Raw genomic sequence first — 12,754 nt, 5'->3', positions numbered from 1 at the left:
GCGCGCCTTGCCGCGAAGCATGCGGCGGCGCGTCGCTAACGCAAGGCTTCTGGCGCGGATACTGACAGATGCGGCAACCGTGAATGGCTGAGCAAGGCAAATACCAATGCCGCCGACGCAACGGTGATCGCTGCGAGGATATACAGCAGGAGCCGGAAGGCATCGCCATAGCCTTGCACCAGTGCCTGCTCGCTCGCCTGCGGCAGCAGGGCCATGGCGCGGGGCAGGTCGCCCATGGCGAGGCGGTGCGCGGCTTGCGCCAGCGCGGCCGAGGGCGCAGTGGCGATGGCGTGCAGCCTGGACTGGGCAAGCCCGGCAAGCATGGCGCCAACGATGGCCAGGGCAATGCCTTCGCCCGCCACCCGCGTGGTGCTGAAGATGCCGGTGGCCATGCCCGCGCGCTCTTTGGGTACCACGCTGACGGCGAGGCCATCCATCAGGCCCCAGGGCAGGCTGATGCCAAGGCCAATCGCCAGCATGGGCAGCGCCAGCCTGGCGCTTGGCTGGCCCGGTGCGCATTGGGCCAGCCATAGCAGGCCGCCGGCGCACACCAGCAAGCCCAGGCCGCAGATCAGGCCGGCCGAGAGCCAGCGGGTCAGATGGCCGGCCAGCAGCGGCACCACCAGCATGGGTGCGGACAGTGCAATCATCATGCGGCCGGCTTCGATCGCGCTGTAGCCTTCGATGCCGATCAGGCGGACCGGCAGCAGCACTTGCAACACCACGTACGAATACGCGGGCGCGGCGGCCAGAAATTGCACGCCGACAAAGCGCGGATAGCGAAACAGCGACAGGTCCAGCATAGGCGCAGGCACGCGCTGCTCGATCATGACGAACGCCAGCATCAGCACGGCGGCGCTGGCCAGCAGCACGACCACCGGCACGCTGCCCCAGCCGCTGTCTGGTGCGCGCAGCACGGCATAGGTGAACAAGCTCAGCGCGCCGGTAAAGGTGCCCGCGCCTGGCCAGTCGAGCCCGCTGGCGGCGGGGTCGCGCGACTCGCGCATGCAGCACGCGCCCAGCACCACGGCGCAAATGGCGATCGCTGCCGCGCTCAGGAAGACGCTGCGCCAGCTGGCTTGCTCGATCAGCCATCCCGCCAGCACCGGCCCGAAAGCGAGTCCCACGCCGAACGTGGTGCCCAGCAAGCTGAACGCGCGGGTGGCGGCCTGCCCCTCGAACTCCTGCGCCAGCGCTGCCATGCCCCCGGCGAAGGCGGCGGCGCCAGCCACCCCTTGCGCTGCGCGCAGGCCATCCAGCCAGGCGATGTCGGGCGCTGCCGTGAGGGCGAGCGAGCTAAGCGCAAAGCCGGCAATGCCGGCGAGGAAGACGCGCTTGCGCCCGAAGCGGTCGGCCAGCGCGCCGGCTGCCATCAGGCAACTGCCAAAACACAGCATGAAGGCGTTGGTGACCCAGTTCAGCGCGATGGGGCTGCCGCCGAGATCGGCAGCGATCGCTGGCAAGGCCACCGCCGGGCCGGTGAAGCTCAGGGGCATGGCCAGCGCGGCGAGACAGACCGCGCCAAGGATCAATAGTTTTTGCGCCGTGGTGTGCGCGGCGTCAGGTGCAGCTTTGGGCATCGGGAGTCCGGGTTGGAGGGCGGGGCGGGCGTCGCACGTTGCTGGCGCCGATAGCACGTGGCTGTGGCCAATCGCGAAAGTGGACTAATGATAGGATGGCATTAATACGTCTTAAAGCACCTGGATTTCCGTGTTTTGCGGACAAAAATTCTCTAATGAAGCGGTATAGATAGTCATGGATCGTCATGGACAGTCTTAGTGGCCTGTACGCCTTTGTGCGCGCGGCGCAGACCCGGAGCTTCGTCGCGGCGGGACGGCTTCTCGGCGTCTCGCCATCGGCCATCGGCAAGAGCGTGATGCGGCTCGAGGCCAGGCTTGGCATCCGGCTGTTTCACCGCAGCACGCGGCAGATCCGGCTGACGGAAGAGGGCGCGCTTTTCTTCGAGCGCTGCCGCCGCATCCTCGAGGAAATCGACGACGCGGAACTGGAGTTGTCGCGGCTGCAGGAGGCGCCGCGCGGCCGGCTGCGCATCAGCGTCCCGGCGATCGGCTATCGCCTGTTGCTGCCCGAGCTGGCCACGTTTTGCGCTGCCTATCCGGAGATCGAGTTCGACCTGGATTTCAGCGACCGCATGGTGGACGTGGTGGAGGAGGGCTTCGACCTGGTGATCCGCAGCGGCGAGTTGGTGGATTCCCAGCTGATGGCGCGGCGCCTGCGGCCTTTTCGCCAGGTGGTGTGCGCCGCGCCGGACTACTTTGCGCGGCGCGGCATGCCCAGGCGGCCGAAGGACCTGGAGCAGCATGTTTGCCTGCGCTATCGTTTCCCCTCCAGCGGGAAACTGCAGGATTGGGTGTTGACGCAGGATGCCGAAGACGAGGAAGTGCGTTTGCCGGGCACGTTCGCCTTGAACAACATCGAAGGCGTGCTGGCCGCGGCGATCGGCGGCCTGGGCATTTGCTACGTGCCGGATTTCGTGGCGCGGGAGGCGCTGCACGACCAGCGGCTGGTGACGGCGCTGGACACGTTCAACGTGGTGCAGGGCACCTTCTGGATGCTGTGGCCATCGAGCCGGCACATGCTGCCTAAGCTGCGGGTGCTGGTTGACTTCCTGTCCCGCGGGGAGAACCCGGGATGAGAGCCCATGGCCCTTCCCATCGCCCATGGTGTCCAGCTTAAGAGGGTAGCCCGATTGTGAAGCTGCGCTTCATGACGCATGCAGCGTAGCCGGCTGTTTCCGCGCCCCGGCCTTGGCGATACTGCCGAGGTTCCTCAACCAAGGAGTTCCGCATGACCGCACTACGCAAGCTGGGCCGGCATGGCCCACAAGTATTCCCGCTTGGCCTGGGCTGCATGGGCATGAGCGAGTTCTACGGCGCGCATGATGATGCCGAATCTATTCGCACTATCAATTACGCCATTGATAATGGTGTTAATTTTATCGATACGGCTGATATTTATGGCCCGTACACCAACGAGAGCCTGGTAGGCCGGGCCATCGCGGATCGCCGCGACAGCGTGGTGCTTGCGACCAAGTTCGGCATCGTGCGCGACGCCGCCAACCCGGTGGCGCGCGGCGTGGATGGCCGGCCCGAATATGTGCGAGCCAGCTGCGACGCCAGCCTCAAGCGGCTCGGGGTGGAGCATATCGACCTGTACTACCAGCACCGGGTCGATCCGCAGGTGCCCATCGAGGAAACCGTGGGCGCGATGGCGGAACTGGTGAAGGCGGGCAAGGTACGCTGGCTGGGACTGTCGGAGGCCGGCGCGCAGACCATCGAGCGCGCGCATGCCGTGCATCCCATCACCGCGCTGCAAAGCGAGTATTCGCTGTGGACGCGCGACGTGGAGGCGGGTGGCGACCAGAGCATTCTTGCTACGTGCCAGCGGCTCGGCATTGCCTTCGTGCCGTACAGCCCGCTGGGCCGGGGCTTCCTGACCGGTGCCATCCGCAGTCCTGAGGATTTCGCGCAGGACGATTACCGCCGTTCCAGCCCGCGTTTCATGGGTGAGAACTTCGCGCGCAACCTGGCGCTGGTCGACAAAGTGAACGCGCTGGCGCGCGACAAGGGCTGCAGCCCGGCGCAACTGGCGCTGGCGTGGGTGCTGGCGCGTGGCGAGATGCTGGTGCCGATTCCCGGCACGCGGCGCGTGGCCAACCTTGACGACAACCTTGGCGCGCTGGACGTGGTGCTGGACGCGGCCGACATGGCGGCCATCGACGCCGTGTTCCCGGCAGACGCAGTAGCGGGTACGCGCTATCCGGGGCAGGTGATGTCCTTGCTGGCGCGCTGAACCGGCTGAACCTGTGGAGCGTGGGGGGCCGGTGGCGAGTTCGCCGATAATCCAGCATCGCGAACCGCCTCCGGAGTCACCCGTCATGTCCGTTGCCCTGCTAGACGCCGCCCAGACCGCGGCCCGCCTGCCTTACCCCGCGCTGGCCGGCGCCATTGCCGCCATGCTGGCCGAGCTGCGCGCGGGCACGGCCATGGCGCCGCCGCGCATTGCGTTGCCTGTTGGGGACCCCGCCGGCGGGGAAGGCACGCTGCTGGTGATGCCGGCGCGCAACCGGGAGCTGGTGATGACCAAGAACATCACCGTGCACCCCGGCAATCCGCAACGCGGCCTGCCCAATATCCTCGGCGAGGTGGTGGTGGCCGACGCCCATACGGGACGCCGGCTGGCGCTGCTGGACGGGCCCACCGTGACGGGCCGGCGCACCGCCGCCGTGTCATTGCTGGCGGCGCAGAGCTTCGCGCCGGATCCCGCTGGCGAGCTGTTGATCGTCGGTGCTGGCGTGCAGGCGCTGACCCATCTGGAAGCCTTTGCCGCCGGCCTCTCGCCGCGCCGGGTGTGGCTGCATTCGCGCACGGCCGCCAAGGCCGAAGCCCTCGCCGCGCATGCGCGCACGCTGGGCGTTGAGGCGCAGACGGTGGATGACGTGCGCACGGTCCTGCCGCGCGTGTCGATGGTGGTGACGGTGACGTCCAGCCTGGTGCCGGTGCTGCCGGACCTGGATAGCGGGCTGTGGCGCGACGATCATTTCATCGCCGCGGTGGGCGCGTTCCGCCCGGAGATGTGCGAGCTGCCGCCGGCGCTTTGCCAGGCGGCCTCGGCGCACGGCCGGCTGCTGGCCGACACCTTGTTCGGCATCGAGGAGGAGGCGGGCGACCTGCTGCAGGCGGGCATCGCTTGGTCCACCGTGCAGCCGTTCGAGCACGCGATCCTCGTCGCGGACGCACTGCGCGCGCGCCGCGGCAGCCCGCTGGTCTTCAAGAGTGTCGGTTACGCCCTGTGGGACCTGGCCGCGTGCGTGCTGGCGAGCGCCGGCACAGCGTAATTCCCTTGCCACGAGTAGGCCTATACCGTGCAGTAGGTTTTTGTCCGGCGAGCGTCGCAAATTGCATACGGTTTCGCCGACCGATTTGGCTCGTTTGCCCGCTTTTTTAATGGTTAACCCGTGATTTAGGGGCGGGCTTCTACAAAAGTGTTAAGCGTTTGAAACAGACGGGTCACACCAGACGGGATAATGCCTGCCTCGGGTAGAGAGTTAATAAGGAGCAAGAGGCATGTCCCCCAAGAAGATCCTGCTGGCCAGCGTAGCCATGCTGATTGCTGGCGCCGCGCAAGCGCAGAGCGCCGGCAGCAATATTGTCAGCCTGGGCTGGTTCCGCGTGATGCCGACGAGTTCGGCCGATGCGCTGGTCGTCGATAGCATCGGCGGCTTCCCCGTCAACCAGACCGAAGCCGGCACGAGTGCCAAGATCAAGTCCGCGGATACGCTTGGCATCGCGTTCACGCACTTCTTTACCGACAATATCGCAGGCGAATTTGTGGCGGGAATTCCGCCGAAGCACGATGTAGAGGGCGCTGGCACGTTTGCCAAATACGGCACGCTGGGCAATGTGAAGCAATGGAGCCCGGCGGTATTGGTGAAGTACTACTTCGGGGAAGCGAAGACCAAGTTCCGCCCCTACGTGGGCCTTGGCGTGAACTACACGTGGTTCACCGACGAGACCATCAACAACCAGACTTTCGTGCGCTCCGAGTTTGGTCCGAACGCCAAGATGACCGCGAGCGCCAAGAGCTCGTGGAATCCGGTGTTCAATGTCGGCGCGAACTACGCCATCACCGATAACTGGTTCGTTGGCCTGTCGGTGTCCTACCTGCCGCTATCCAGCACGGCCACGCTTACCACGCAGAACGCGGGCGCGGCAGGCAATGCTACCGTGGTGTCGCATACCAAGATCAAGATCGATCCGGTCGTGACCTACCTGAACGTCGGGTACCGCTTCTAAGCGGCTCGCCAGACGACAAAACGGGCGCCATTGCTGGCGCCCGTTTTGCTTTGTGCCGCTTCTGGCTCAGCCCGCGGCCTGGGTGCTGCCCTTGACGGGATAGCCTGCAGCCTCGATGGCTTCGCGCAGCGCTTGGCCGCTGGCGGTGGCTTCTACCGTGACTGCCTGCGCGGGGATGTCGGCCGACACCTTCGCGGCGGGATCGAGTGCTTGCACGGCGCGGGTGATGGCGCCCACGCAATGGCCGCACGACATGCCTTCAACCTGGAACTGGATCATCTGGAATCTCCTGTTGGTACCTGGGGTAAGGAATCAAGGTGAGCATCCGGCCGTCCAAAAAGCGTACCTGTCGCTGCGCTGGCCGGGCCGGACTTCGGTCTACCCCTGAAGTTTGCACCTTCCCACCGTGGGAAGCGCAAGGCCTTTTCCAGACGTTCTCGCGTTCGGCACGTGATGAATGCGTTGCTTGCACGCGGGCTTGACCTTCCCAACATGGTAAGGTCCATGATGTGGTTGTCATCACTGTGGACCCGATCCCTGCCATGCCCGCTAACACCCAACTCCTTCCCGTACCCGGCGCAGCAGCAGGCGCGCCGCCCTCCGAATGGCGGCTGCCGATCGGCGGCATGACGTGCGCCTCGTGCGTGCGGCGCGTCGAGACCGCGCTGGGCAAGGTGCCTGGCGTGCGCCAGGTCGCCGTCAACCTCGCCACCGAAGAAGCCACGCTGCAGGCCGATAGCGCTGCCGTGCTGCCGGCCGCCGCCGAGGCCGTGAGGGCTGCCGGCTACGAGGTGCCGCACCAGGCCATGACCTTGTCCATCAGCGACATGACGTGCGCTTCCTGCGTGGCCCGCGTCGAGCGTGCGCTGAAGGCCGTGGCCGGCGTGGTGGATGCGCAGGTCAACCTGGCGACGGAGCAGGCTGAGGTGACCGTGCTGCGTGGTGCCGTGGATGCCGATGCGCTGGCCGCTGCGGTGGCGCGCGCCGGTTATGGCGCGGTGCCGGTCACCGGCGAATTGCCGGCTGGGGCGGTGCCTGGCGAAGGCTTCTGGTCTGGGCCATGGCCGGTGGCGATCTCGGCGGCGCTATCGTTGCCGCTGGTGGCGCCCATGGTGGCCGAATGGTTCGGCGTGCACTGGATGCTGCCGGCCTGGGTGCAGTGGCTGCTGGCCACGCCGGTGCAGTTCGTGTTTGGCTGGCGTTTCTACAAGGCTGGCTTCAAGGCGGTGCGCGCGGGCGCGGGCAACATGGATCTGCTGGTCGCACTCGGCACCTCGGCGGCTTATGGCTTGTCCTTGTGGCTGATGTGGCGTGGCGCGGACGATATGCCGCACCTGTACTTCGAGAGCGCGGCAGTGGTCATCACGCTGGTGCGCCTGGGCAAGTGGCTGGAAACCCGCGCCAAGCGCCAGACGGCGGACGCCATCCGCGCGCTGGCCGCGCTGCGCCCCGATAGCGCGATCGTGCGCCGCGACGGCGCGGAGATGAGCGTGCCGCTGGGCTCGGTGCGGGTCGGCGATGAGATCGTGGTGCTGCCGGGCGCACGCGTGCCCGTGGATGCCAAGGTGATCGAAGGCAGCAGCCATGCGGACGAATCCATGCTGACCGGCGAGAGCCTGCCGGTACCGAAGGCACCCGGCGCGCTGCTGACCGGCGGCGCCATCAACTACGAAGGCCGCCTGGTGGCGCGCACGGTGGCGGTGGGCGCGGAGACGGTGCTGGCGCGCATCATCCGCATGGTCGAGCACGCGCAAGCGGCCAAGGCGCCAATCCAGCGCATGGTCGACCGCGTGAGTTCGGTGTTCGTGCCGGTGGTACTGGGCATCGCGCTGGTCACGCTGCTAGGCTGGGGCCTGTTCGGCGGCAACTGGGAGGCAGCCTTGCTGAACGCGGTGGCGGTGCTGGTGATCGCCTGCCCGTGTGCGCTCGGCCTGGCCACGCCGACCGCGATCATGGCGGGCACGGGCGCGGGTGCGCGCGCCGGCATCCTGATCAAGGACGCCGAGGCGCTGGAAGTGGCGCACCGGGTCAAGGTGGTGGCCTTCGACAAGACTGGCACGCTCACGGTGGGTAAGCCGGAAGTGGTGGCGCTGGCGGTGCCGGCAGGTGCCGGTGACGATGACGATGCAGAGCCACGCTTGCTGGCGCGTCTGGCCGCGCTGCAGGCCGGCAGCGAGCATCCGCTGGCGCACGCGGTGCTGGCAGCGGCCCGCGCGCGCGGCATCCACGCGCCGACGGCTACCGATGTGCGTGCATTGCCCGGCATGGGCTTGTCCGGCAAGGTCGATGGCGTGGCATTGCAGCTTGGCAGCGAGCGCCTGCGTGCCTCGCTGGGCGCAGCGGCGGGTACGCTCGAAGCGCAGGCGCAGGCACTGCAGCAAGCGGGCCGCACCGTGTCCTGGCTGATCGAGACGGGCGCGGCGCGGGATGCGTCGCCCGCGCAAAACCGCGTGGTGGGGCTGGTTGCCTTTGGCGACGCCATCAAGCCTGGCGCGCGGCGCGCGATCGAGCGGCTGCGCGCCGCCGGCGTGCGCACGGTGATGCTGTCCGGCGACAACCGGGGCGCCGCCGCGCGCGTGGCCCAGACGCTGGGGCTGGACGAGGTGCAGGCGGAAGTACTGCCGGCCGACAAGGCCGAGCGCGTGAACGGGCTCAAGGCGGGCGGCACCGTGGTGGCCATGGTTGGCGACGGCATCAACGATGCGCCGGCCCTGGCCGCGGCGGATGTCGGCATCGCCATGTCGACCGGCACCGATGTGGCCATGCATGCCGCCGGCATCACGCTGATGCGCGGGGACCCGGCGCTGGTGGCCGACGCACTGGCGATTTCGCACCGCACCGTGCGCAAGATTCGCGAGAACCTGTTCTGGGCCTTCTTCTACAATGTGATCGGCATCCCGCTGGCGGCGGCCGGCCTGCTCAACCCGGTAGTGGCCGGCGCGGCCATGGCATTCTCCAGCGTGAGCGTGGTCGGCAATGCGCTGCTGCTGCGGCGCTGGAAGCCGGCGGGAGAGCAAGCATGAATGTCGGCAAGAATATCGGCGAAGCGGCACAGGCTTCCGGCGTCTCCGCGAAGATGATCCGGCACTACGAGTCCATCGGCCTGCTGGCGCCACCGCCGCGCAGCGAGGGCGGCTACCGCCGCTACGACGAGCGCGCGGTGCACACCTTGCGCTTCGTGCGGCGTGCCCGTAATCTCGGGTTCTCGCTGGACGAGATACGCGGGCTGCTGTCGCTGTGGCACGACCGCGCGCGGGCCAGCGCCGACGTCAAGGCGCTTACCTTGCGCCACGTGGCGGACCTGGAGCAGCGCATTGCCGAACTTGCCGCCATGCGCGACACGCTGCGCCAGCTGGCCGAGGCCTGCAGCGGCGATGCGCGGCCCGACTGCCCGATCCTGGCCGATATGGCGCAGGCAGGATTCGGCCTGGCGGCGGAGCAAGCGGATGCGGGCGGCAACAACGATGGCGCGGTGCCGGCCTGCCATCGTCACGGCGAGGACAGCACCGCGGCCTCCTAGTCAGGGAAGGCTGGCGGCATCGTAGCGGAACACAGATGGAGATCAACCGAATGGATCGACCGAGTACCGCTGCTTGCGCCGAGCCGGCCGACGTCGGCGCCGATGGCGCCGGCCCTGCCGCGGCGGCCCCCGCGCGGCCCGTCACCCCCATCGAAAGCCGCCAGCGCATGCGCGACGGCACGGAACTGTTCCTGCGCACCTGGCAGCCCGATCCCGAGCTGTTCCCGGAACCTGCCGGTTCGCTATTGCTGGTGCACGGCCTGGCCGAGCATTGCGGGCGCTACCAGCACGTGGCGGAGCTGTTGTGCGGCCTGGGCTTGCGTGTGCGCGCCTACGACCAGCGCGGCCATGGCGCCAGCGGCGGTCCGCGCATGGTGGCGGAGCATCCGGATGTGTTCGTCGAAGACCTCACCGAAATCCACGACGCCGCGGTGGGCCAGTGGCAGGAGCTGCCGTTCCTGCTGGGGCACAGCATGGGCGGGCTGGTGGCCGCGTGCTTCGCCACCGCGCGCGTGCGGCCCATCCGCGCGCTCGTGCTGTCATCGCCGGCGCTGGCCTTGAGGCTGTCCGCCCCGATGCTGGCCCTGCACCGTATGCTGCTGACGCTGGTGCCGCGCCTGCGCGTGCCCAACCCGATCGATGCGCGCTACCTGTCGCACGACGCCGCGGTGGTGGCGCAGTATCGCGCCGATCCGCTGGTGCAGGGCACCATCAGCGCTGGCGTGCTGGAGACTTTTGTGCGCGGCATGGCGCAGGCGCAAACCGACGCGCCCCTGCTGGAAGCACCCATGCTGATGCTGGTGGCGGGCGACGATCGCATCGTCGATCCGGCCGGCAGCCGCCGCTTCTTCGACAACGCGCCGCCCGACCTGCGCGACGCGCTCTGGTTCGACACCGGCTACCACGAGATCTTCAACGAGGCACAGCCGCTGCGCGGCGAGGTACTGGCCGCGCTCACCGGCTGGCTGCGCAAGCATCTGCAGCCGCAGGCGGCGTGAGCGCGCATGATGTGTCCCTGGCTGCCATCACCTGAACCATTGCGCGCAGCCATGGCCCAAGTTCGGCATGCCGCGTATGGACGCACGCATTTGCCATCCTGGCGGGATATTCCCGCGCGGGCTCATCATCAACCTTTCCAAACGTGGCGCAAGGCCTGACAAGAGAAAGCATGGAGACATACGACTACATCATCGTCGGCGCCGGATCGGCCGGCTGCGTGCTGGCCAACCGCCTGACCCAGGACCCTGAGGTGAGCGTGCTGCTGCTGGAAGCCGGCGGGCGCGACGACTACCACTGGATTCACATCCCGGTGGGCTACCTGTATTGCATCGGCAACCCGCGCACCGACTGGATGTACCGCACCGTGGCGCAAGCCGGCCTGGGCGGCCGCTCGCTGGGCTACCCGCGCGGCCGCGTGCTGGGTGGCTCGTCCTCGATCAACGGCATGATCTACATGCGTGGGCAGCGCGAAGACTATGACGACTGGGCGCGCCTGACGGGCGACGACGGCTGGCGCTGGGACAATGTGCTGCCGCTGTTCAAGCGCAGCGAGGACCATCATCGCGGCGGCGACGAATTCCACGGCGCAGGTGGCGAATGGCGGGTGGAAGGGCAGCGCTTGCGCTGGGACATCCTGGAGCGCTTTATCGATGCCGCCGAGCAGGCCGGCATCCCGCGTACCGATGACTTCAATCGCGGCGACAACTTTGGCGTGGGCTATTTCGAGGTCAACCAGCGCCGCGGCATTCGCTGGAATACCGCGAAGGCGTTTCTGCGCCGCGCGGCGGAACGGCCGAACCTGACGATCGTCACCGGCGCCCAGGTGAGCGCGCTGACGTTCGAGGGACGCCGCTGCACCGGCGTGGACTATCTCGGCGGCGGCAAGCCATTCACGGCGGCAGCGCGCGAGGAGGTCATCCTGGCAGCGGGCGCGGTCAATACGCCGCAGTTGCTGGAGCTGTCCGGCATCGGCCAGCCCGAGCGGCTGCAGGCGGCGGGCATCGCGGTGCGCCATGCGTTGCCCGGCGTGGGCGAAAACCTGCAGGACCACTTGCAGCTGCGCAGCGTGGTCAAGGTGGAGGGCGTGCGCACGCTCAACACGCGCGCGGGCAGCTGGTGGGGCAAGCTTGGCATCGGCCTGCAGTACGCGGTCAACCAGAGCGGCCCGATGAGCATGGCGCCGTCGCAGCTCGGTGCCTTCGCGCGCTCGGATGCATCGTATGCGCGGCCCAACCTCGAGTACCACGTGCAGCCGCTATCGCTCGACAAGTTCGGCGATCCGTTGCATCGCTTCAATGCGTTCACCGCCAGCGTGTGCAACCTGCGCCCGACCTCGCGCGGCAGTGTGCACATCGCCGATCCGGATTTCCGCCACGCGCCGGTGATCGCGCCCAACTATTTGACGACCGACGCGGACCGCAAGGTCGCGGCGGATTCGCTGAGGCTGACGCGGCGCATCGTGGCCTCGCCCGCGCTCGCGCCCTACAAGCCGCAGGAATGGCTGCCGGGCGCGGCGTTCGAGACCGACGAGCAACTGGCCCAGGCGGCGAGCGAGATCGGCACCACCATCTTCCATCCGGTGGGCACCTGCCGCATGGGCCGACCCGATGACCCGCAGGCCGTGGTGGACCAGCGCCTGCGCGTGATTGGCATCGATGGCTTGCGCGTGGTCGATGCATCGATCATGCCGCTGATCACCTCGGGCAACACCAACTCCCCGACCATCATGATCGCGGAGCGCGCCAGCGACATGATCCGCGAGGACCGGCGCCGGCGCGCGAGCGGCGTGGCGCAAGGGGGTGCGCACGGCGCTGTTTCCCCGGCGGGAGCTTCGCTGGCCAGCAAAGCGGGGGCCACAACCCAGGCCTGAGTACGCCGCTTGTCGCGAACGCGCGGCAAACGCGCGGCAAACCTGACACCAACCTGACATCTGGTTCATGTTTCATAATCAGTGCAAACCCGGATGTTTTGCGACGCAGCAGACGCACACAATAGACGCCGAGATGCCGTGCAGCACCGCTCACATTGGCGCGCCCCCACAAGGGCGCGTCGCGCGTTCCGGGACGGGCGCGCACGGCGGACATCCAGGCAGCAATACAGGCAGCAAATAAATACAAGCAAATACAAGCGGCGCGAGAGCCGCAACAGCCACGGGGAGCGCAACTGGATTGGCGCGACCTGTGCGGTGGTGGTGCGACTGGCACCACAGTTCTGACCATTTGGCGGTGCCGACCAGAAGCCGGCGCCGCTGCAAGAGGGCGGGCAGGAGACCATGAATCAGCAAGAAACGATCCTGGAAACGCGGAACCTCACCAAGGAATTCAAGGGGTTCACCGCGGTAAGCGACGTCAACCTCAAGGTGCGGCGCGGCTCCATCCATGCCTTGATCGGCCCCAACGGCGCCGGCAAGACCACCTGC

The 12,754-nt window shown here is 67.7% G+C and carries 11 protein-coding genes; 9 read left to right on the top strand and 2 right to left on the bottom strand.

From position 1 onward, the window contains the following. Positions 1 to 35: 35 nt before the first annotated feature. Entirely contained in the window at positions 36 to 1,580 is a 1,545-nt protein-coding gene (locus tag AC1Q7Q_RS29920; protein WP_492375421.1) for an MFS transporter, read from the bottom strand. Between the two features lie 185 nt (positions 1,581 to 1,765). On the opposite strand from AC1Q7Q_RS29920, the gene AC1Q7Q_RS29915 reads away from it, so the two are divergent. From AC1Q7Q_RS29915 to AC1Q7Q_RS29900, 4 genes are all read left to right on the top strand, one after another. Continuing rightward, the gene (locus AC1Q7Q_RS29915) at positions 1,766 to 2,656 is read left to right on the top strand and encodes a LysR family transcriptional regulator (protein ID WP_492375422.1); all 891 of its coding nucleotides are present in this window, start codon (positions 1,766 to 1,768) and stop codon (positions 2,654 to 2,656) included. Between the two features lie 152 nt (positions 2,657 to 2,808). Further along, positions 2,809 to 3,813 carry an aldo/keto reductase gene (locus tag AC1Q7Q_RS29910; protein WP_492375423.1) on the top strand — a complete coding sequence of 335 codons (1,005 nt, stop codon included), beginning with the start codon at positions 2,809 to 2,811 and terminating at the stop codon, positions 3,811 to 3,813. An 85-nt stretch (positions 3,814 to 3,898) separates the two neighbouring features. Continuing rightward, positions 3,899 to 4,858, top strand: a complete 960-nt coding sequence (locus AC1Q7Q_RS29905; RefSeq protein WP_492375424.1) for a delta(1)-pyrroline-2-carboxylate reductase family protein — start codon at positions 3,899 to 3,901, stop codon at positions 4,856 to 4,858. 229 nt (positions 4,859 to 5,087) lie between these two features. Then, positions 5,088 to 5,816, top strand: a complete 729-nt coding sequence (locus tag AC1Q7Q_RS29900; RefSeq protein WP_492375425.1) for an OmpW/AlkL family protein — start codon at positions 5,088 to 5,090, stop codon at positions 5,814 to 5,816. Between the two features lie 66 nt (positions 5,817 to 5,882). On the opposite strand, the gene AC1Q7Q_RS29895 is transcribed toward AC1Q7Q_RS29900, so the two are convergent. After that, positions 5,883 to 6,095 (bottom strand): heavy-metal-associated domain-containing protein, encoded by a 213-nt coding sequence (locus AC1Q7Q_RS29895; RefSeq protein WP_043350852.1) that lies wholly within the window; start codon positions 6,093 to 6,095, stop codon positions 5,883 to 5,885. A 263-nt stretch (positions 6,096 to 6,358) separates the two neighbouring features. On the opposite strand from AC1Q7Q_RS29895, the gene AC1Q7Q_RS29890 reads away from it, so the two are divergent. The 5 genes from AC1Q7Q_RS29890 to AC1Q7Q_RS29870 all read left to right on the top strand — a co-directional run. After that, positions 6,359 to 8,839 (top strand): heavy metal translocating P-type ATPase, encoded by a 2,481-nt coding sequence (locus AC1Q7Q_RS29890; RefSeq protein WP_492375426.1) that lies wholly within the window; start codon positions 6,359 to 6,361, stop codon positions 8,837 to 8,839. Next, positions 8,836 to 9,336: a Cu(I)-responsive transcriptional regulator gene (cueR, locus tag AC1Q7Q_RS29885; RefSeq protein ID WP_492375427.1), complete on the top strand. Its 501-nt coding sequence runs from the start codon at positions 8,836 to 8,838 to the stop codon at positions 9,334 to 9,336. Before AC1Q7Q_RS29890 ends, cueR begins: the two co-directional genes overlap by 4 nt. Before the next feature lie 50 nt (positions 9,337 to 9,386). After that, a complete protein-coding gene (locus tag AC1Q7Q_RS29880) occupies positions 9,387 to 10,334 on the top strand; it encodes an alpha/beta hydrolase (RefSeq protein WP_492375428.1) in 948 nt (315 codons plus the stop codon). A 170-nt stretch (positions 10,335 to 10,504) separates the two neighbouring features. Continuing rightward, on the top strand, positions 10,505 to 12,205 hold the full coding sequence (locus tag AC1Q7Q_RS29875) for a GMC family oxidoreductase (protein WP_492375429.1): 1,701 nt from the start codon (positions 10,505 to 10,507) through the stop codon (positions 12,203 to 12,205). A 402-nt stretch (positions 12,206 to 12,607) separates the two neighbouring features. Further along, positions 12,608 to 12,754, top strand: a 147-nt coding sequence (locus tag AC1Q7Q_RS29870) for an ATP-binding cassette domain-containing protein (RefSeq protein ID WP_492387248.1), incomplete at its 3' end; no start/stop codon positions are given.

The sequence above is a fragment of the Cupriavidus sp. GW823-FHT07A04 genome (genome assembly GCF_058794615.1).
Note: the sequence above shows the minus strand (reverse complement) of the source record. Positions and strands in the feature narration are given on the sequence as shown.

What these genes read in the sequence shown, in the direction of transcription:
- AC1Q7Q_RS29920 (WP_492375421.1), bottom strand. Translation starts at nt 1,580, where the DNA reads ATGCCCAAAGCTGCACCTGACGCCGCGCACACCACGGCGCAAAAACTA.
- AC1Q7Q_RS29915 (WP_492375422.1), top strand. Translation starts at nt 1,766, where the DNA reads ATGGACAGTCTTAGTGGCCTGTACGCCTTTGTGCGCGCGGCGCAGACC.
- AC1Q7Q_RS29910 (WP_492375423.1), top strand. Translation starts at nt 2,809, where the DNA reads ATGACCGCACTACGCAAGCTGGGCCGGCATGGCCCACAAGTATTCCCG.
- AC1Q7Q_RS29905 (WP_492375424.1), top strand. Translation starts at nt 3,899, where the DNA reads ATGTCCGTTGCCCTGCTAGACGCCGCCCAGACCGCGGCCCGCCTGCCT.
- AC1Q7Q_RS29900 (WP_492375425.1), top strand. Translation starts at nt 5,088, where the DNA reads ATGTCCCCCAAGAAGATCCTGCTGGCCAGCGTAGCCATGCTGATTGCT.
- AC1Q7Q_RS29895 (WP_043350852.1), bottom strand. Translation starts at nt 6,095, where the DNA reads ATGATCCAGTTCCAGGTTGAAGGCATGTCGTGCGGCCATTGCGTGGGC.
- AC1Q7Q_RS29890 (WP_492375426.1), top strand. Translation starts at nt 6,359, where the DNA reads ATGCCCGCTAACACCCAACTCCTTCCCGTACCCGGCGCAGCAGCAGGC.
- cueR (WP_492375427.1), top strand. Translation starts at nt 8,836, where the DNA reads ATGAATGTCGGCAAGAATATCGGCGAAGCGGCACAGGCTTCCGGCGTC.
- AC1Q7Q_RS29880 (WP_492375428.1), top strand. Translation starts at nt 9,387, where the DNA reads ATGGATCGACCGAGTACCGCTGCTTGCGCCGAGCCGGCCGACGTCGGC.
- AC1Q7Q_RS29875 (WP_492375429.1), top strand. Translation starts at nt 10,505, where the DNA reads ATGGAGACATACGACTACATCATCGTCGGCGCCGGATCGGCCGGCTGC.